The organism is Rhodococcus sp. C-2 (assembly GCF_027854095.1).
GTDB lineage: Bacteria > Actinomycetota > Actinomycetes > Mycobacteriales > Mycobacteriaceae > Rhodococcus_F > Rhodococcus_F qingshengii.
In genome coordinates, this window is record NZ_JAQGFI010000012.1 from 252,194 (window position 1) to 272,059 (window position 19,866).

The following is a 19,866-nucleotide window of genomic DNA, read 5'->3' on the forward strand; positions in this document are numbered from 1 at the left end:
GCACCTGGCGCAGACCGCGCTCGCGGGCGAGAGGATGACATCACATTCCGCGCAATGGGGGAGTGTCAATCGTTCGGCTCGCGACGAGCGATTCGAATATCGCCGCGATACACGCTGTTTCATCGAGCTTGCGGGATTCATGTCAGTAACGTCGGGCGAGGTAGTACGGCATCGAGTCCACGGGTGCGCGTTCGACCGACTCCCCGGACGTCGGGGCGTGAACGATCTCACCGCCTCCGGCGTAGATCCCCACATGCTCCCCGCCGTAGTACAGGACCACGTCACCCGGCTGTAGATCGTCCCGGGAAACTGGAGTGCCGCCAACCGCCTGGTCGTAGCTGGTTCGCGGAATCGAAACGCCCGCTTGTGCATAGGCCCATTGAACGAGACCGGAGCAGTCGAACGAGTCCGGCCCGGTCGCGCCCCAGACGTACGGAGCGCCGATCTTGGACTCTGCGGCTGCCAATACGCGGCCTGTATCCGAGGAAGCGAAAGCTGACACCTTCGCCGGATTCGTGTCGACGGAAACTGCGGCGATGTTCCAGTCCCGAAGCACGGGGGCCTGAGCGTTCGCGGTGTCGATACTCACGGCAAGGGTTGTCAGGGAAAGAACGCCGACGACAAGCGCTCTTCCGAGTGCATGCTTCTTCGTGCGGGGGTCGGTGAATCGGTGGTGCGACATTTCTCGTGTTGCCTTTGCGTCGATGCGTCCCGAAGCAGGTGTCCAGCTGGGTGTGATCGGGCTTCGGCTTGCGACACTCAGCCTGGTTGCGCCTCGACGTGTTCGCATCGGTCAGTTGGACGGGGTGCATACCTGTTTCGAGCGGCATTGTGGGTGCAAGGCCTGTTGATCGATCGCGAGAACTTCGACGGACTTTCGTGATCCGAATCAAGGAGGGCACGGCGGCCGGCCTCACCCCGGCTCCGGTCAGGCGATTCGCAGCGGGAGCGCCAACGCTCAACAGTGGCACGGTCGGATGGACCACGATCCTGCGCACAAATGGCTGCGCGAACAAGTACGTGAGGCAAGCGTCTGGCTGGATTCGGCGGACGTTCTGTACTCTCGCAGTCATGCAACAGCGGAGCACAGGAACGGTGACACGGTCACTGTTGCTGCTTCTGCTGCCGTTCATCGCTCTTCTCGCGGTGCCTCCGCTTGGTTCCTCGGGTAGCGCCGCGGTGCTGGGAACTGCGATTGCCGTCTTCGTGGTCGCTGCGCTCGCAACTTCCTCGAAGTACGAACTTCTGCAACTGTGCGCGGTTTCGGCCACTGGCCCGTCTGATGACGAACGCTGCCTGCGTGGTGCTTTCCGCAGGCAGAGCAGCCCGGACGCGCCCGGTCGTCCGCAACCTCGAGCTCCGGGAATCGGTCTGTAGATCGGCAGTCGGCGGGTGTGAACTCGTCGTAGGTCGGTCAGACGTCTTGCGTCCACGACCATTCCCGCGCTCTCATCTCTCTGAGCGTGCATTTCGGTGAGGTTCATTCGTCATGCTCGATTTTGTCTACTACCCCGTGTCCGGAATCCTCTGGTTCTGGCACAAGGTCTTCTCACTGGTCTCCGGATCACCCGACAACGGCGTCGTGTGGGCGTTGTCGGTCGTATTTCTCGTCTTCACGCTCAAAGCCCTGCTGTTCAAACCCTTCGTCAAGCAGGTCCGCACTCAACTGGTGATGCAGAAGCTGCAACCTCAGATCAAGGCGTTGCAGAAGAAGTATTCGGGTGACCGGCAGAAACTCACTGTAGAGATGGCCAAGCTGCAGAAAGAACATAATTACAGTCCGTTGCTCGGCTGTCTGCCGATGCTGGTTCAGGCACCGGTGTTCATTGGTCTTTATCACGTCCTGCGATCGTTCAATCGGACCGGAGCGGCATCGCACGTCCCGTTTCTGAGCCCGACCGAACCGATGTCGGTGGCGGACAACGCGAACACGGCCAACTACTTCTTCAGTGCCTCGGACGTGCAGTCTTTTCTCGACGCCAAACTGTTCGGCGCACCGTTGTCCGCCATGATTTCGAGCCCGGCAGCACAACTGGAAGCATTCGGCGACGTCAGCCGTATCTCCATCATTCTGGTAGCGGTACCGCTGATGATATTTGCCGCCGTCGCTACACATTTCACATCGCGGGCATCCATCGCGCGCCAAGTGGACACCGGAACCGTCAACCCTCAAACAGCGATCATGAACAAGCTCGCATTGTGGGTGTTTCCGGTGGGGGTGATCGCTTTCGGTGCGTTCGCGCCCGTGGCGATCCTGCTGTATTTCGTGAGTAACAACTGCTGGACGCTGGGACAACAGCATTTTGTGTACGGACGCATCGCTGCGGAGCAGAAGGAAGCCGAATCGTCGCCGACTCCCGGAATGGCCGCGCCCCCGTCGCCCAGAGTGGCTGCACCGCCGCTGCCGGGCGCCAAGCCCATCCGCGCCAAGCGCAGGCGATGACGGAAAGCGACCCCTCCCTACCGGCGAGTAAGGCACGTACGCTGGAAAGCATGACCAAATGGACCGCAGAAGACGTAGTCGATCAGACCGGCCGCACATTTGTCGTCACGGGGGCGAACAGCGGACTGGGTGAGGTAGTCGCACGAGCGCTGGGCAAAGCCGGGGCCGACGTCGTCCTCGCCTGTCGTGACACCACGAAGGCCGACGCCGTAGCCGCCGAGATCGGGCCCAACGCGGTTGTCCGCAAATTGGACCTCTCGGATCTGTCGTCGGTACGAGCCTTCGCCGACGCAACGGAGAAGGTCGACGTCCTGGTGAACAACGCCGGCGTGATGGCGGTTCCGTTCCGCCGGACGGTCGACGGATTCGAAATGCAGATCGGCACAAACCATCTCGGACACTTCGCATTGACCGGATTGCTGAAGGACAAGCTCACCGATCGTGTCGTGACGATGTCCAGTGCCCTGCATCAGCTCGGAACTGTCGATCTGGACGATCTCAATTTCGAGCGTCGGAAGTACAACCGATGGTTGGCCTACGGGCAGTCCAAGCTTGCCAATCTGTTGTTCACGTACGAACTTCAACGCAGGTTCGCGGCGTCGGGATCTTCGCTCAAAGCGCTCGCTTCGCATCCGGGATACGCGTCGACGAACCTGCAGGGGCACACCGAGTCGATCCAGGACAAGCTGATGGGAATCGGCAATTCGATCTTCGCGCAGTCCGCGGAGATGGGCGCCCTTCCCGAACTGTGGGCGGCAACCGCGCCGGATGCCTTCGGCGGCAGTTACATCGGACCGGACGGTCCGTTCGAGCAGCGAGGGTATCCGAAGGTCGTGGGGTCGAACAAGAAGTCACACGATACGAAGACAGCCTCGGGTTTGTGGACACTGTCGGAGAAGTTGACCGGAGTCTCGTTCGGGATTTGATTCAGATATGAAGGTGGCCGCGAACTTCGAGAAGTTCGCGGCCACTTTCATATCCGTTCGAGCTAGATGTTGTTCGGGTTACAGCGTGACAACCATCTTGCCGGTGTTCGCGCCGCGCATCAGGTCGATGAACGCTTGCGGTGCATTCTCCAGGCCTTCGACGATGGTCTCGTCCCACTGAATCTTGTTGTCGGCGAGCCACCCTGCCATGTGGGTGCGGAATTCGCCACCGAGGTGACGGTAGCCGCCCACGAGGAATCCGCGCAGTGTGAGCTGCTTGCCGATCACCAGTGCCAGGTTGTGGGGAGCGGTGGGCTTCTCGGTGGTGTTGTACTGAGCGATGGCTCCGCACAGGGCAATCCGGCCACCCTGGTTCATGGCATCGATTGCGGCTTCGAGATGCTCGCCACCGACGTTGTCGAAGTACACGTCGATGCCGTCAGGGGCGGCAGCGGCGAGTAGTTCGGTGATCGGGCCGTCGTGGTAGTCGAATGCCGCATCGAATCCGAGTTCGAGAAGTCGGGCAACCTTCGCCGGTGAACCGGCGCTACCGATTACTCGCTTCGCTCCGAGCAACTTGGCGATCTGACCGACGAGCGATCCGACGGCACCTGCTGCGCCGGAGACGAATACGGTATCGCCTTCCTTGAACTCCGCAACCGCGGTGAGGCCGGCATACGCGGTGAGGCCAGTCATGCCGAGGGCACCCAGGTAGGCCGTCGCCGGCGCGATGGACGTGTCGGCCGGAGTCACTGCGGATCCGTCGAGGATGGCGTATTCACGCCATCCGAGGCCGTGGACGACAACGTCGCCCACGGCGCGATCAGCCGACTTGGATTCGACGACCTCGCCGACGGCACCACCGTCGAGCGGCGCACCGACCTGGAACGGCGGAAGGTAGGACTTCACGTCGTTCATTCGGCCGCGCATGTACGGGTCGACGGAGATGGCGATGTTGCGGACCAGGATCTGGCCGTCTTCGAGTTCGGGGAGTTCTACTTCGGCGGTGGCGAAGTTCTCCGACGTGGGCCAACCGTTCGGGCGTGAAGCGAGACGGATTTCCCGGCTGACAGTGGTAGTGCTCATTCGTCGTCCTTACTTACTTCGAGGGTGACCTCGATGTTGCCGCGAGTTGCATTGGAGTACGGGCACACCTGGTGTGCCTTCTCCGTCAGCTCGACGGCCTGATCATGGGGTAGATGGGGGAGTGAAACCTCCAGCGTCACAGCGAGTCCGAAGCCTCCTGCACCGTTGGGGCCGATGCCGACCCGCGCGCCGACTGCGGAATCAGCCACGTTGGCCTTCTCGGCACGGGCGACCATCTGCAGAGCGGAGTGGAAGCATGCTGCGTATCCGGCGGCAAAGAGCTGCTCGGGGTTGGTGCCTTCGCCGCTGCCACCCATTTCCTTGGGAATGGCGAGGCCGAGATCGAGGCGTCCGTCCGAGGTGCGAGCGTGACCGTTGCGGCCTTCGCCGGTGGCAAGTGCTTCTGCGGTGTAGACGATGTTCATGACTTCTTCTTTCCGTCGGAGTGGGCGTTGGATGCTTGAAGTGACTCACCGAGACGAGTGAGAACGTCTCGGAGTTCGGTGAGTTCGTCGTTACTCAGACCAGTGGCGCCTGCGAGCTTGGCCGGGATGTCCTCGGCCTTGCTACGCAAGGTGGAACCCGCCTCGGTCAGGTGAATCTCGACGCGACGCTCGTCCGTGGTGAGGCGTCGGCGCTCGATGAATCCCAGACCCTCCAGCCTCTTGAGCAGCGGCGACAGAGTTCCGGTATCGAGATCGAGTGCCTCACAGATCTCACGCACGCCCCGGCCGTCTCGTTCCCAGAGTGTCAACAGGACGAGGTACTGAGGATACGTGATTCCCAGGTCGTCGAGCATCGCCCGGTACGCGGCCGTCGTGGCCCGCGACGCCGAATAGAGGGCGAAGCAGACCTGGCGTTCGAGGGCGAGTGGGTTGGTCACGAGAACAACTGTAGCGCACAGTTAAGTTGTGCACAACAAAGAAGTGTCAAATAGATCTACGGATAGGCGGCCGTTCGTCTACGGCGTCGACAGGATCTCGGAGACATGCGAGAGGAAGGTGTGCACTGTCCGGGCAGCGGGCGCAGGAAACCTGGTCCGCACTGCCAATCCGTCGTGAGTTCGTGAGAACCAGAACTGAACGTCGTCGGCGTTCGAGACGCGACTGAGTTGCTGCGGATTGATCGGCGCAGGCTGTGATTCGCTGGACTTTGATTTACGGGGGCGAGATCCACCGGGCATGGTTCGGTAGTCGGCGTAGGACACCGAGAAGATGTCTCTGCGAGTGGGCGAAACCTCGGGCCCCAAGCTCCGCAACACCTGCCTCGACGAGACGGACGACAGTGAAAGTGACTCGTGGAAAGCGAGATTGACTGCCCGGGCAGTGCTGTGAAGATTGTCCATGCTCGTCACGGTGATGGGCGCATTGGCTACCAGCCATCCGAAGGTGTGGTTGTGTCGCGGTTCCCGACGCGTGTGAACAGGGAACAGTAGGTGCGTGTCCCTCTTGTCGGTCAATTGTGTTGTGGCCAAACCGATCGACGCAAGAATTGCACCGAACGACGAGTGCCGATGATCGGCGCAGTTCTGGTCGAACAACTCTGCTTCGTCGGCGTCGAGGAGCATTCGGGTGTCTGTGCCCTGGGGCGACATCGCCCCGGCGGGCAGTCCCAGATCTACGGGAAAATGGGGAGTGTCACCCCCGCATGCTCGGAGGAAGGACCGCCAACCCGCAATCCGGTGGTCGCCGGGCTCTGGATCCGCGGTTGCCGATTCCCGGAAGCAGTAGTTGAGGAAACTCCCGGGCTCCGGAAGGAGATCAGACGCGATCGGATCACGGTCCGCCCGCGTGTATTCGCGATACAGAGTGCTGATCTCGGTAATTGCGATGCTCATGGACCAGCCGTCGCAGATGGCATGGTCGAACCCGCAGACCACTGTCGACTGGTCCTCGCGGGTGATGGCACCGAGAAAGTACGCGGGAAACGCGAAAGGATTGCACCATCGATCCAAGCGCTCGCCCAAGAGTTCTCGCACCTGCTCCGGTGTTCGCGCGTCAGCCACTGTTTCCTCACGCAGGCGCAGATCGGCGACGTCGGCGACGTCGACGAACAGTGCCGAGGATTCACCCGATTCTTCGGCCTGGGAGAACGAGCACGACAGGGCGTCGTGACGGGACGTCCATTCCTCGAAGCTGGCCTTGAGTGCGTCCGTGTCGATGGGGCCGGGAACGTCGAAAGTGGCAGCGAGCCAAGTCGTATCGCCGCGGCTGCCGGCAAGATGCAGCTGCTGATTGGAGGTCGGAGGAACCGGATACGTCGTTCCGGTGGAGATTTCACTCGGCGTCCACTGCAGAATGCGGCCCGGCCGTGCCTCGAACCTGTCGAGAAACGTGATGTGCATCAGGCGGTCTCCACTTCCTGACGTGCATCCGCCTGACGCACGACACGGTAGTCGCCGGTATCAGCGACCGTTCTCAGGACGTTGCGAAGGTGTCGTAGGTACCGATTCACCGATGTGTGCGCCTGCTCGGTGTCCGGAAAACTGACCATCACGTACGTACGGTCTTCCTTCCGGTTGATCCACATCGACAGATCACCCGTCGTTCCTGGCCCACCCAGTGCCCGCGCCTCGAGTTCGTCATGGTGCTCGGCACCTGGAATCAGGCGCATGTCGATGTACGACACCATCGGCGGGACCGAGGTTCCACCGATGTCGGATCCGGTCAACTTCGACACCTGGGCGATCACCGAGTGAATGGACACGTCCGCGAGTCCCTTCACCGCAGCGCGAGCAGCGTGGGCAAGGGGGAGTGCATCGGTAAAGTTCGTGACACCGCTCAGCGTGAACGAGACCGGGACGAGATTGATGAACCAGCCTTGGGAATAGAGGTATCTCGGATCGGAGCGAGTGCCGACTGCGTTGAGCGCGAAGTAGTTCGCTCGATCCGCAACTTCGATCTCGGTGAGGGCGAGGGCTGCGAAGATCCCCGTGGAGAAGCCGACGCCATTGGACTTGCACAGCGCTGCGAACGCGGCTGACTCGTCGCTGTCGAGAACGTCGATATGTGTGCGGGTCGACCGGGTCTGTTCGCCCCGCGCGACACCGAGGTCGAGGGGGAACGTCGGGAGTTGGCCGGCGTTGGCGGCGAGAATCGAAATCCACTGCTGCACAGGCGCTGCGGCCAGGTCGAGGTTCCCCGCGGATGTCCGTTCCTCGCCGCTGTACTCGACGTAGCTGCCGGGAGAGGGAAGTTGAGCGTCGATGCCGGCGCTTTCGGCGATGTACAGCGCACGAAGTTCTTCGACGCCCAGCATCAACGACAGGCCGTCGGTGTGCGAGTGATCGACGCCGTAGTAGACGGTGAAGCCGGCGCCGTGCTCGACGACGCCACTGATGAACGAGGGCCATTGCAATGGGCTGGTATCGCCGGCGAAACTTCGGCTCACATGCTCGCGAACCGCATCTGTCGTGTTCAGAGAACCGATGCTGTGCGGCGTGAGTTCGATCGTCGACGCATCCACCACGTGACGGTCGATGACCCCGCTACCGTCGGGATCTTCGGATGATCTCACCTCGAACCAACTGTGCAGTGTGTTGTGCCGCAGGACAAACGCCTGGACCGCCCGACGCAGTGCCTCCCGATCGAGATCACCGGGCAGAGTGAACGTGAATCCGATCCACGGTGACCAGTCGACGCCTTGTGCGCGCTTGTGATCGGCGGTACGAATGTGTCCTTCCTGTAGGAACGAGAGCGGTTGGTCGCTCCGCGGTGCCCCGGATGCCGCCGCCAGGGATTGTTCAGTAGGCCTGAACTCGGTGAGCGTCCCGGCTTTCGGTGCCCAGAGATCGATGGGTGTCATTTCCATGAGAGTTCTCCTCGATCGGTGCAGCGGTTTTGGTCGGAGGTGCGAAAGTGTCGGTCGAGAAGGCAAAGTCCTCCATTTCGCGGCGTAGGAGTCCCGCGAACTGATGGATGTGGCGGCTCGTGCGCGCGTTGCCCGGGTGGCGTATGGCCAGATTGAGCCCTTCGGGAGTCCGCGTGAGCCAGATGTAGACGTCGGTTCCCGAATGATCTCGACTACGAAGGCCCCTGGTCTGCCAGCTCGTCCATTGCTCGGCACCAGGAACGTGACGAACGTCCATGTACGAGAGCACGAACGGCAGGTGCTGCGGGGAGTCGATCAGCTCGCACACTTTCGAATACGGCAGTGCCGCGGCGGGGCGGACGCGCCGTATCTCCGTGCCGGCAACCTTGGCCAGATCGCTCAGGGTTGCGGCGGGGGCAATCGGAATCCTCACCGGCACAACACCGATGAACCATCCCAGCGACGCGGCCCATCGAAGCTCCGAACGGGTGTGTTGCGGCACGACGACGCGGAATTCGTCTGCACCGGTGAGATCGCCGGTCACCTTGGCCGCGCACGCGAGTATCGCGGCCAGGAATCCTTGGTTGCTGCGCTTGCTCGCTTCTGCCAGGCGTTCGGCTCCCCGGGCGCTCAGAAGCCAGGCGGACAGGCTCTGCTGAGGGACTCGGCGTCCGGTGACCGGTTCGGGTAGCGCTGGAAAGTACGGAGCCTCGCCCTGCGCGTAGAACTCGCGCCACGTCTGCACTGCCGGGTGAGAGCGGTCCGCGTGTCCCACGAGATCTCGTTCCTTGGTGCCGAAGTCGATGTAGCTTCCGGTCTCCGGCGGCGAGGGAGGGCTTCCCTCGCTCAACGATCGGTAGATCGTCTGCAGTTCGTGCGCGGTCAACGCCACCGAATATCCGTCCAGCAGAGCATGATCAGCGGCAAAAACCACGGTGAAGTGGTTGGGGCCTTCGATCGTCGCGAACTGATACGCAGGCCAGACAAGTGGATCGGTCGATCGGTCGAGCAGTTGCTGCAGATGCGTGAAGACAGACATCGAGGACGCAAGGTGTCCGACCTCGGTGCCCAGAATCCGGACGTCTCCAGACGCCGCGGTGCGTCGGACTATCGTTTCGCCCTCCACGGCGACGTGTGTTCGGAGCACTTCGTGGCGATCGATCCAGTGATCGAGAGCGGCCGCCCAGATCCTTCGGTCGAGTCGGTCGTGGATGCGAAACGAGGTACCCAGCCACGACGGAGTGCACACGTCGGTCTGATGGTGCACCTGCCGTTTCGCCTGCTGGGCATGTTTCAAGTGTGCCTCGTGTATGTAGCTGGCGGGACGCTGGTCGACAGGCCACAGTTCGGGCGGATTCACCGCGGCGGGAGTCCACTCGGTGACGGTCCCTGGAGGTAGGGGATAGTCGGCAAGTTCCGTGAATTCCATTGGGAAACCTGATCTCTCGAGATGGCGAAAGGTGGGGATCGTGAACGGGGCGGATGTTTGTAACCGAGAGTGACAGATGATTAGTCAAGGCAAGTAGAACGCGGCCCGAGGCTCCGCGCAACTGCTTCGGTGCGGGATGTGACGAGGAACATTCCGCTCGTTATTTCGGACAATTCGAATACTGGACATCCGGTTTACGGCTCTGGTCACCTGTCAGTTGATCGATCAATCACTCTGTGGTGAAACAAATTTCAACAGACCGTTGTGAATTCCGTCGGCGACGAAGCATGTGCGCATGCGAACGTCGGAATATGTTTATGTGTAGCAAGTTTCGTATGGATTCGGCTGTATCTCTTTTAATTGCAACAGGGTTCGTGTACTGCCGTCGTGTCGTTTCGGCGCGCGGATTGTTCACCGAGTATTGACATGCTCGGCATCTGCCGGTCGTATGCAGACGGTATTTGTAAGCGATGACTGATCCGATGGAATACGACCTGGTTGTGATCGGCTCCGGCCCGGGTGGGCAGAAGGCTGCCATCGCGGCGGCCAAGCTGGGTAAACGGGTAGCGATGGTCGAGAAGGGCAACATGCTCGGGGGAGTGTGCGTCAACACCGGCACCATTCCGTCGAAGACGTTGCGTGAGGCGGTTCTCTACCTCACCGGGATGAACCAACGCGAACTGTACGGCGCGAGTTACCGCGTCAAGGAGAACATCACTCCGGCCGACCTGCTGGCGCGAACCCAGCATGTCATCACCAAAGAAATCGAAGTCGTTCGATCTCAGCTCCTGCGCAACCGCGTCGAATTGTTGGTAGGGGTCGGCTCGTTCGTCGACGAGCACACCATCCTCGTCGAGGACGCCTCGCGCGGAGACAAGATGACGATCACGGCGAGGTTCGTCGTGATCGCGACCGGAACGTTGCCTGCTCGCCCGGCGGGGGTGTCCTTCGACAGTCACCGGGTGCTCGACTCCGACGGAATCCTCGATCTGACCTCCATCCCGACCACCATGGTCGTCGTGGGCGCGGGAGTGATCGGTATCGAGTACGCATCGATGTTCGCGGCACTCGGCACCAAGGTCACCGTCGTCGAGAAGAGGACGTCGATGCTGGACTTCTGCGACCCCGAGGTCATCGAATCGCTTCGATTCCATCTACGCGATCTGGCGGTCACTTTCCGATTCGGTGAAGAAGTGACGGCCGTCGACGTCGGAGCGAACGGAACGCTTACGACGCTGCGCAGCGGCAAGCAGATTCCAGCCGAGACCGTGATGTACTCGGCTGGACGGCAAGGCCTCACGGCGCCACTCGCGCTGGAGAACGCCGGGCTCGAAGCCGACGAACGTGGCCGTCTCTACGTCGACGACAATTTCCGCACCAAGGTCGAACACATCTACGCCGTCGGTGACGTCATCGGATTCCCGGCGTTGGCGGCGACGTCGATGGATCAAGGTCGACTCGCGGCCTATCATGCCTTCGACGAACCAGGCGCGAAGCTGATGGATCTGCAGCCGATCGGCATCTACTCGATTCCCGAGGTGTCGTACGTGGGCGCCACCGAGGTCGATTTGACCAAGGAATCGGTGCCGTACGAGGTCGGGGTTTCCCGATACCGCGAACTCGCACGCGGGCAGATCGCAGGCGACACCTACGGGATGCTCAAGATCTTGGTGTCGACGGATGACCTGAAACTGCTCGGTGTTCATATCTTCGGCTCGGGTGCAACGGATCTCGTGCATATCGGCCAAGCGGTGATGGGGTGCGGCGGGACCGTCGAATACCTTGTCGACGCCGTCTTCAACTATCCGACACTGTCCGAGGCGTACAAGGTGGCGGCGCTCGACGTCATGAACAAGATCAGGGCTCTCAAGCAATTCCACTAGGGGTCGGGGTGTCCCCAGGTACCGGTCAGGGGCGGTCGGTGTACTTCTCGGGTAGCACTTGTTCGAATACCTGAGGGTGATGTCAGGCCTGGGGAAATAGGGCAGGGTCTATCTCCATGACCATTGCCCAGGAACTTCGTGTGGAATTTCGATGCTGATCGGACTGATTGCCGCGATCGTGGCTTGCGTCGGGTACGGCGTTGCATCCGTGCTGCAAGCCTACGGCGCGCGCAAGTCGGCAGCTGCCGCCGAGCAGCGTGGCGAGGCCGGACACGTGACGGCGTCGGGTGGCCCGACCTTGCGTTCGACGTTCGCGGCCGCGCTGACGGCGTCGTTCATCCTGGGCACCGTGCTCGATGCGGTCGGATTCGCCGGAAGTGCCATCTCCGCGCGGCTCATTCCACTGTTCTTGTCGCAGACAGTGGTCAGTGCCAATCTCGTCATCACGGCAGTGCTGGGGACCGTGGTCCTCGGCATCCAGTTGCATCGTCGCGACTGGTTCGCGATCGCTGCGGTGATCGGATCGCTCCTGCTGCTCGGATTGTCGTCAGGTCACGCGGGCGGTGGGAGTTCCAACGACGTCGTCCATTGGGGTGTCCTCGTGGGCTCGGCGTTGATCTTGCTGATCGGCATCGGTTTGATCCGATGGTTGGGCTCACGCGCAGCAGTTGTCGCCGGGTTGATCTCGGGTGTGCTGTTCGGCTGTCTGGCCATTGCCGTACGCGTGGTCTACGGAATCGATCCGTTCGAAATCGGTACGATGCTCCGCGATCCGGCCGGCTGGGCGATCCTCGTTTCGGGCCTGGGCGGTTTCTATCTGCACACGGTGGCGCTGCAACTGGGATCCGTCAACGGAGCGACAGCGGCTCTGGTTGTCGGCGAGACGGTGGTTCCGGGAATCGTTGGCGTCGTGGTGCTCGGCGACGCGTCGAGACCGGGCCTGGAATGGCTTGCCGTGGTCGGCTTCGTCGGGGCAATCGCGGGCGCCGTCGCCGTGGCCGTCTTCGGCGCGGCGAGCCACGAGGAGAAACCGGTCGAAGAAGTGACCGTCTGATGCGGTAGCGAAAAGCTGTGCTGTTCGATCGGTCAATTGGTAACGGAAACCGCGTTCTCGCAGATAGTTCCAGCGCGCCCCAACGTCCCGCATACGTTGTGCGGTCACGGGCAGCGGGACGAAGAACGGAGGAAAGTGATGAGCAGCTTGGATATTCAACGCTGGTCGAACGACTTCACCGCGCTGACCAAGGTCATATCGGAAGGCATCGAGCAGTTTGTTCTCCGGTTCATTTCCAGCTGAAGTGATCTGAGCTCGCTGCCTGTCATGGAATTATTGATCTCCACCGCGGTTCGGAGGACGAATCGTGATGAAGCAGAGGTTCTTACGGGTTTCGGAGGCCTGGGCGGGGGCGAGCAGGTAGGAGAACACGTACGTAACTGCGGCGATGACCGCCAGTACGATCAAGGAGGTCGGGAATCCTCCGGCATCTCGCACCGGGTCACCAGTAGCGACGACAGCCGACATGAACACTCCGATTACCAGCAATGTCACCGCCAAGGCAGAGCACGCAGCGAACCGATGCTTCCAGCAGCAGACTGTGCGCGCCGGCCATGTGTGGCTTGTTCTCAGGGCGCAGCGCCCACCTGCAACAGCGCTCGAGCCGACAATCAGCCCTGCCAGCGCTCCGATGAAGGCGGGTATGAACAGTCCTACCCAGGACCAGGCTCCATCGCCGACTATCGGGATCATCACGGCGACACCTGTGACCGCACCTGTGAGTGCAGCCAGACTCAGTTCCTTGTCGACCCAGCTCATGGATCAACTAGAACACAGGCACGCTCGCGAGGCTGTGGAGTATCTCGGATTCAGGGGCTGAAGAACTCGAGTCGGCGGTGCAGGCGTGCGATCGACGGGTCCCCGATCGTGCGTCTGCCGTCGGTTCGGGCTTGGCTCGGGGTCATCCCGTAGAAGTCCTTGAACGCTCGCGCCAACTGGGATTTCGAGGTGAAGCCGCATCGCAGGGCCAACGCTTCGATCGTTTCGTTCGGCATCTCGGTTCTGGTCAATTCGCGGTAGACGAGTTCGAGACGCTTCCGCCGAATGACAAGAGCTATTCCGCCGTCGGATGCGAATGCGCGATAGAGCTGTGCCCGGGAGACGGACAATGCTGCGCACATGCTCGTCGGGCCGAGCCAGGTCTCCGAGAGATGCTCGGCGATGTAGGCGTGCGCACGATCGCGGAGAGAGTGATCGGGCCGCGGCGACAGATGAGGTTCGGCGATACCCAAGCTGACACGAAGGAGGGAAGCGACGACGTCCTCGTAGCCGGCCGCAGCATCGGGATCGAGATGCGGTAGCGCGAGTACGACCGATTGCATGCACTGAGCGAGCACGACGGCAGGAACTCCGCGCAGTACCGTCCCGTGTAGAGAACGACCTTTCGACTCGGCCTCGACGAGGGAACGCGGTGCGAGGAGCGTGATGGTGCGCCCTGTCGATTCCGCCTCCGCGTCGGCGGTCCAGGTACGCCCGAGGTCGAAGAATGTGACATCGCCTGGACGTGCGACGAAATCGACTCCGTCGGCGTTGCCGCTCAACTGCCCGTCGAGGACGACCTGGACCATGTATTCATCGTCGAGTCCGCTCTCGGCGATCAACCGATTGTTTCGGGTGTACTTCTGTGCGTTGAAGGTAGTTTGACCGATCAACGAGGTTCCGATGGAAAGCGCTGTGATCGAGCCTTCGAGAGATGTGTCAGGGTCAATTCGGTCGGTGACGAAGAACGGACGTGTGGCACTGCGCCAGAAGTCGTCGGCGTCCGCAGGATCGACCGATCGGGTCGACACGCGGATGCGGGCGGAATTCATCGACACGCGGGCATGATATGTCAGATCCCGCAGGTCGCAGTCACTCTCCCGCAAATAGACGTCAATAGTGACCGAGCCCACATAATGAGACAAATCGGGCGTATTTGTGAGACGGCCAGTGCTCGCGTGTCGCGGCGAAGCTGTCTATGTTGTTCGTTATGGGTGGACAGGTTGGGAGTTCGATGCTCGAACGAAATCTCGAGTTCGGCGGGGATCGACTGCTCGTTTGTCGGCCATCATGACGTCCACTTCGAATCGATCGCAGCTATCTCGAGCAAAGCGAAATCCTCGAGGAAGGGGCACGCTGCAAAGGCGGCTTGCCGGGCGTGGAGCCACGGCGATTCGTCCCCGCCTCCTCGGATTGATGGAACGCTCGGCGGGATTGACTGTCATCGATTCGCCGCTTGGGTTCGGCAAGACGGAACTCGCCGCGTTGTGGCTCACGACTCTCGGGCAGGTGCCGAGCAGACCGGTAGTCTGGGTGCCGGCGCCATCGCATCGGATGACCCCCCTCGAGTACTGGAACACCGCGCTCGCAGTAATTCAGGATTCCCTGGAATCACTCGAGGCCCCGCCACGAATGCGCGAGGATCCAGTGGGCGCGATCGAATCACTCCTTGACTCGTCGCCCGCACCATTCGTGTTGGTGTTCAACCGCATCGACCTGGTTGAGGGTGACGAGGTGGGACGCCGAATCGTGGATCTGATCGTGCGGCTTCCCGGATTGAAAGTAATCGTCACGCTGCAGGATCGGTCTGCGACGGACTTGCTCGAAGACGTCCGCGTGGACGAGTACCTGTGCGCGAACGACCTCAGATACACGCTCGACGAGTCCACCGTTCTGTTCGCGGAGGCAGGGATTCACCTTCCCTCGGGCATCGTCCATTCGATCTGTGAACGCGTCGCCGGCGTTCCCGTGCTGATGAAGGTTGCTCTGAGTGCGGTTGCGGGGCTGAGTGAACCGAGCCGTGGACGCGAACGCGTTCAGCAGCGAGTGGACCAGGCGATCCACGCGTACGTCAGTCGGACCGCTCCTCGGTCGGGCAAGTCGCTCGAGTTGTTCGACTTCGCGACTACGATCGCCGCTGCCCGCACGGTGACACCAGAGATCGCTCGTGTCTTGTCCGACGATCTTGACGTGGAGGGCAAACTGGACTTGCTCGAGTCTTTCGGTCTGATCTTCCGGAATGGTTTCGAGGGAGAACCGTCCTGGTACTTCGCGCCGTCAGTTCGACTGGCATTCATACAGATACGGGCCGAACAAGGGGATGGATTCGAAGATCCCTTCCAGGTACTCGTCGATCACGCTCTCGGGACTTCGGATATAGCCGGTGCCGTTCACTACGCCTTGGACGGACGCAAGTGGACCAGGGTGCTCGACATACTCGAGCGCCACTGGGCTGATCTTCTGGTCGATCACACCGGATTGGTCCGGACTGCGTTGCAATCCATACCCGGTGACGTACTCAGTTCGAACCCTTCGATTCTGGTGGGTCGTGACCTGCTCGAATCACGTCTGCGGCCGCAGTTGATCAACGGCGATTCATTACCGACGGAACCGGCGGAATTGCGTGCGATAGGTGGTAGTCCGCATGCGCACAGCTTGTTGAACGTCGGAACTGTCCAATCGGTGGTGCTGAGAACGTCCGGTAAGTACCAACGCTCTACCGAGATCACGCGCAAATTGGCGCACGTCGTATACGGACTCGGCGACGAGTCGTTGGGTGCGTTGGGGTCTCAACTGCCCGCCCTGCGGTTGATCTGGGGGGTCTCGCATCAATTGACCGGTGACCTCGGTGATGCCGCGGTGGAATTGCGACTCGCCTATCAAGGTGCGGTGCAACATGGTCCGGAGTTCGTCCTGCGTCACGCCGCAGGCAATGCCGCGCTCAACTCCGCGCTGATCGGGGACGTCGCGCACGCGACGGACTGGCTGCACCTGGAATGCACACACCCGGACGTTTCGGGATGGTTGGGACCGCCCTCGCACATGGGGGGAGCGATCGCGCGGGCACTGGTGGCGTGCGACAGCGTGGACCTGCACGCCGGCGCTGCCGCGATGGACGCACTCGCCGAGGTCACACCGCCGGGCGACCTGTGGGCGTTCGCGGCCTACACTTACACCAGATTTGCACTGCTGCAATCGGACCCGTTCTCGGGGCTGATTTCCCTCCAGCGCGCAGTGGCAACGCACGGGCACGTGAATCCGTGTGAACGATCGCTCGGTGACGCGCTTCTCACCGCGGCACGTATCGATCTTCTGTTGGCGTCCGGGGAGGGTACCAAGGCGCTGGAAGAATCAGTCGCTGCGCCACATACGTTTGCAGTTGTCACGGTCTCCGTGGCGCGGACGCATCTCCTGACCGGGTCGCCGTCCCAGGCATTGGAATTGTGCCGCGAAATCGATTGGAGCGGGCAGTATCTCACGAGGTTTCGGCTCGAATCCCTGCTGATCGAATGCGCTGCTCTGTGTGAACTGGGCAGGATCCCCGCTGCCGCGAGTACATGGGAGGAAGCTCGCGGACTGCTCGAAACCTCCGGTGTCCTGTCGGCCCTGGCGACGATACCGCGTGATCTGATCAGGCAACTCGAAGATGGGGCCGAGGGCTCGAGCAGTGCCGTCGCGACCTTTCTCGAATCCGAAGCGGCGCAGATATATCCGGCGGCCATCGTTCGGGTCCAATTGACGAAACGGGAGATGGACGTTCTCGTGGAACTGGGTCTCGGCATTCCGATCGGTGAGATCGCGCGGCGGTTGTTCGTATCCAACAACACGCTGAAGAGTCACCTCCGAGCCTTGTATCGCAAACTCGGTGCGCATTCCCGGGAAGAGGCTGTCGCGGCAGCGCACCGACACAACCTCCTCGGCAGTGGGCAGGACTGATCGGCGTCAGTGCAGATTGCGCTCGGCGTAGACCTTCATCGCGTCACGGACCAGTGAAGCGGTGCCTTCTCCGTACCTGTCGTAGTTTGCAGTGAAGCGGGGATCGTCGACGTACATCTGGCCGAGTCCGGTGAAGGCGTCGGCGCTGGGAGTCCTTCCCTGCCAACCGATCTTTATCCACTCGAACTGTCTTCGGGTAATCGTCTGGACGTCGTCGCTTTCCGCGGACAGCCCCGCTGTCAGTGCTTTTCCGAATGCCGCTGCGATGTCGGCTTGAGCTTGCAGATGAGCTTTACGGTCCTGCTCCGACATCGACCGCCACCAGTTGTCGCCGCTGGTGTAGGCGTCCTTGCCCCAACGCTCGATGACCTCGTCCTTGTATCGGGTGTGGTCGAACCCGTCGAAAACATCTTCCGGCATGAGTGATTCACCATTCTTCGTCTTGTTCAAGGTCCTGTTGACCGATTCGATCTGTCTCGAGATCCGCGTGCGCTCTTGCTCGAGGAGTTCGAGGTGCGTACGCAGTGCGGCGGCCGTATCGCGTTCGCCGGTGAGGACTTCGGCGATGGCCGGCAATCCGAGTCCGAGTTCCCGAAGTAGAAGGATGCGTTGCAGTCGCACCAGGGCGTCTTCGTCGTAGAAGCGGTAGCCGTTGGCGCCGATGCGACTCGGTTCCAGGAGTCCCAAATCGCCGTAGTGACGCAGCGTTCTGCTGGTGGTACCTGCGGATTTGGCGAGTTCTTGGATGGACCATTCGCTCACGTGGAGTTCCTACTCTCGGATCGGTTGTGCTCATTCAGCATGCAAGTTGACGTTGCGTCAATGTCAAGAAAGTTCTCGGTGTGCATTGTCGGGAACGTTTTATGTCCGTTTCGCCGTATCGCCACGAACGGGTCTCCAACTGATTGATTCGATGACCTAGGTCACGTGATTTGGCTCACAAATTGTCAATTTGAATAGTTGAACAAGCCTCTGTTGACGCTTTCACATACCTCGACCACGATCATCTGAACAGATCGAGTTACGCGGTTGTTGAAAATGCACGGTAGTTGAAATGCACTGCAGACGGAACGGTGGTCCACGATGACTGAACTGGTGTCGGGCGTAGCCCAGGCCAAGCCCTATGACCTCGATGATCGGTACCGGTCGGGATCGGGACCGGTGTTGCTGACCGGTGTTCAGGCAATTGCACGAGGCTTCGTCGAGCAGCACGTTCGCGACATTCGGGCAGGTAAGCGTATTGCCACCTTCGTCTCCGGTTACCAGGGCAGCCCCCTCGGCGGCGTCGACAAGATGCTTCACGGCATGCCCAAGGTTCTCGCCGAGCACGACATCACCTTCATCCCTGGCTTCAACGAGGAGCTCGCCGCCACGGCGGTATGGGGAAGCCAGACGGATCTCCCCGCCGGAACCGCGACCCACGACGGCGTGACCGGCGTCTGGTACGGCAAGGGCCCCGGCGTCGACCGCGCTACCGACACCATTCGCCACGCCAACATGTACGGCGTGAACCCCAAGGGCGGCGTCGTCCTCCTGGTGGGCGACGACCCCGCGTCGAAGTCCTCCACGGTTCCGGCCGTCAGCGAGCGCTCGCTTGCCGCGATGGGCGTGCCGGTTCTCTTCCCACGCAATGCCGAAGAGATCATCACGATGGGTATGCACGCCGTTGCACTCTCGCGTGTATCCGGTTGCGTCGTAGCGCTGAAGATCGTCGCCGACGTCGCAGACGGTGCCTGGACGATCGACGGCAGCATCGCGGACTTCGACATCGTGGTTCCGGAAGTGCAGTTCGAGGGCAAGCCCTTCGTCTACAAGCAGCGTCAGATGGCCGCGCCGCCGGACAGTGTCATAGCCGAGGCCGATCTGTACGGCCCGCGATGGGATCTTGTGCACGCGTACGGAACTGCCAACAACCTCGATGTGATCGAGGTCAACCCCTCCGGTGCGAAGATCGGTATCGCCGCCACCGGTACAACTTTCGACTCCGTCCGACAAGCTCTGGCAGACCTCGGTGTCGATGATGCCGCGCTGCACCGCGCCGGGATCCGTCTCCTTCGCATCGGAATGTGCTACCCCGTCGTGGGCGAGAAGATCAAGGAGTTCGCCGAAGGTCTCGAGCAGATCGTCGTGGTCGAGGACAAGACCGCGTTCATCGAAGCTCAGATCCGGGAAGTCCTGTACGGCACCGACGATGCCCCTCGCATCATCGGCAAGCGTGACGGCCAGGGCCGTCTGCTCATGCCTGCCAGTGGTGAACTGACCGCAGGCCGGCTGCTCGCCCCGTTGCGCCGCGTACTGAAGCCGCACGTCGAACTCAAGCGCACCCTACCGGCCCCGCTGTCGCTCAACGTGCTCTCCGCCAAGCGAACCGCGTACTTCTGCAGCGGGTGCCCCCACAACCGTTCCACCGCTATTCCCGAGGGTTCCATCGGCGGCGGCGGAATCGGTTGCCACACACTCGTCACCATGTCCGGCCGTGAGGACAGCGCTGTCACCGGCCTGACGCAAATGGGCGGCGAGGGCAGCCAGTGGATCGGGCA

At 61.4% G+C, this 19,866-nt stretch carries 16 protein-coding genes and 1 pseudogene; 7 read left to right on the top strand and 10 right to left on the bottom strand.

Annotated elements, in window-relative coordinates; genetic code table 11:
• Positions 1-142: 142 nt before the first annotated feature.
• On the bottom strand, positions 143-682 hold the full coding sequence (locus PCS43_RS25245; RefSeq protein ID WP_039973374.1) for a C40 family peptidase: 540 nt from the start codon (positions 680-682) through the stop codon (positions 143-145).
• 389 nt (positions 683-1,071) lie between these two features.
• Between PCS43_RS25245 and PCS43_RS25250 the strand changes: the two genes are divergently transcribed.
• From PCS43_RS25250 to PCS43_RS25260, 3 genes are all read left to right on the top strand, one after another.
• On the top strand, positions 1,072-1,377 hold the full coding sequence (locus tag PCS43_RS25250; RefSeq protein WP_029256089.1) for a DUF6412 domain-containing protein: 306 nt from the start codon (positions 1,072-1,074) through the stop codon (positions 1,375-1,377).
• A 112-nt stretch (positions 1,378-1,489) separates the two neighbouring features.
• On the top strand, positions 1,490-2,443 hold the full coding sequence (gene yidC, locus PCS43_RS25255) for a membrane protein insertase YidC (RefSeq protein WP_058037777.1): 954 nt from the start codon (positions 1,490-1,492) through the stop codon (positions 2,441-2,443).
• A gap of 50 nt (positions 2,444-2,493) precedes the next feature.
• Positions 2,494-3,369, top strand: a complete 876-nt coding sequence (locus PCS43_RS25260; protein WP_030535283.1) for an oxidoreductase — start codon at positions 2,494-2,496, stop codon at positions 3,367-3,369.
• A gap of 78 nt (positions 3,370-3,447) precedes the next feature.
• On the opposite strand, the gene PCS43_RS25265 is transcribed toward PCS43_RS25260, so the two are convergent.
• The 6 genes from PCS43_RS25265 to PCS43_RS25290 form a co-directional block, all read right to left on the bottom strand.
• A complete protein-coding gene (locus tag PCS43_RS25265; protein WP_019745038.1) occupies positions 3,448-4,455 on the bottom strand; it encodes an NADP-dependent oxidoreductase in 1,008 nt (335 codons plus the stop codon).
• The gene (locus tag PCS43_RS25270; RefSeq protein WP_003939720.1) at positions 4,452-4,880 is read right to left on the bottom strand and encodes an organic hydroperoxide resistance protein; all 429 of its coding nucleotides are present in this window, start codon (positions 4,878-4,880) and stop codon (positions 4,452-4,454) included. The genes PCS43_RS25265 and PCS43_RS25270 overlap by 4 nt, the downstream gene beginning before the upstream one ends.
• Positions 4,877-5,338: a MarR family winged helix-turn-helix transcriptional regulator gene (locus tag PCS43_RS25275; RefSeq protein ID WP_003940568.1), complete on the bottom strand. Its 462-nt coding sequence runs from the start codon at positions 5,336-5,338 to the stop codon at positions 4,877-4,879. The genes PCS43_RS25270 and PCS43_RS25275 overlap by 4 nt, the downstream gene beginning before the upstream one ends.
• 78 nt (positions 5,339-5,416) lie before the next feature.
• Entirely contained in the window at positions 5,417-6,799 is a 1,383-nt protein-coding gene (locus PCS43_RS25280; RefSeq protein ID WP_209909729.1) for a condensation domain-containing protein, read from the bottom strand.
• Positions 6,799-8,265 carry a condensation domain-containing protein gene (locus PCS43_RS25285; protein WP_050654764.1) on the bottom strand — a complete coding sequence of 489 codons (1,467 nt, stop codon included), beginning with the start codon at positions 8,263-8,265 and terminating at the stop codon, positions 6,799-6,801. The genes PCS43_RS25280 and PCS43_RS25285 overlap by 1 nt, the downstream gene beginning before the upstream one ends.
• Complete coding sequence (locus tag PCS43_RS25290) at positions 8,198-9,694, bottom strand: condensation domain-containing protein (RefSeq protein ID WP_050654763.1); 1,497 nt, start codon at positions 9,692-9,694, stop codon at positions 8,198-8,200. Before PCS43_RS25290 ends, PCS43_RS25285 begins: the two co-directional genes overlap by 68 nt.
• A gap of 470 nt (positions 9,695-10,164) precedes the next feature.
• Here PCS43_RS25290 and sthA point away from each other — a divergent pair, with 470 nt between their 5' ends.
• Together sthA and PCS43_RS25300 are read left to right on the top strand one after the other, a co-directional pair.
• A complete protein-coding gene (sthA, locus tag PCS43_RS25295; RefSeq protein ID WP_209909727.1) occupies positions 10,165-11,577 on the top strand; it encodes a Si-specific NAD(P)(+) transhydrogenase in 1,413 nt (470 codons plus the stop codon).
• Between the two features lie 151 nt (positions 11,578-11,728).
• Entirely contained in the window at positions 11,729-12,631 is a 903-nt protein-coding gene (locus tag PCS43_RS25300) for a hypothetical protein (RefSeq protein ID WP_003940348.1), read from the top strand.
• A gap of 273 nt (positions 12,632-12,904) precedes the next feature.
• On the opposite strand, the gene PCS43_RS25305 is transcribed toward PCS43_RS25300, so the two are convergent.
• Positions 12,905-13,390, bottom strand: coding sequence for a hypothetical protein (locus PCS43_RS25305; RefSeq protein ID WP_209909724.1), 486 nt, complete (start codon positions 13,388-13,390; stop codon positions 12,905-12,907).
• Positions 13,391-13,440: 50 nt separating this feature from the next.
• A complete protein-coding gene (locus PCS43_RS25310; RefSeq protein ID WP_245361829.1) occupies positions 13,441-14,442 on the bottom strand; it encodes a helix-turn-helix domain-containing protein in 1,002 nt (333 codons plus the stop codon).
• Between the two features lie 364 nt (positions 14,443-14,806).
• Here PCS43_RS25310 and PCS43_RS25315 point away from each other — a divergent pair, with 364 nt between their 5' ends.
• On the top strand, positions 14,807-17,326 hold the full coding sequence (locus tag PCS43_RS25315) for a helix-turn-helix transcriptional regulator (protein ID WP_209909704.1): 2,520 nt from the start codon (positions 14,807-14,809) through the stop codon (positions 17,324-17,326).
• 6 nt (positions 17,327-17,332) lie between these two features.
• Here PCS43_RS25315 and PCS43_RS25320 read toward each other — a convergent pair whose 3' ends face one another.
• Positions 17,333-18,088: a MerR family transcriptional regulator gene (locus tag PCS43_RS25320; RefSeq protein WP_209909701.1), complete on the bottom strand. Its 756-nt coding sequence runs from the start codon at positions 18,086-18,088 to the stop codon at positions 17,333-17,335.
• 321 nt (positions 18,089-18,409) lie between these two features.
• Here PCS43_RS25320 and PCS43_RS25325 point away from each other — a divergent pair.
• Positions 18,410-19,866 (top strand): annotated as a pseudogene (locus tag PCS43_RS25325) (indolepyruvate ferredoxin oxidoreductase family protein); the annotation flags it as partial.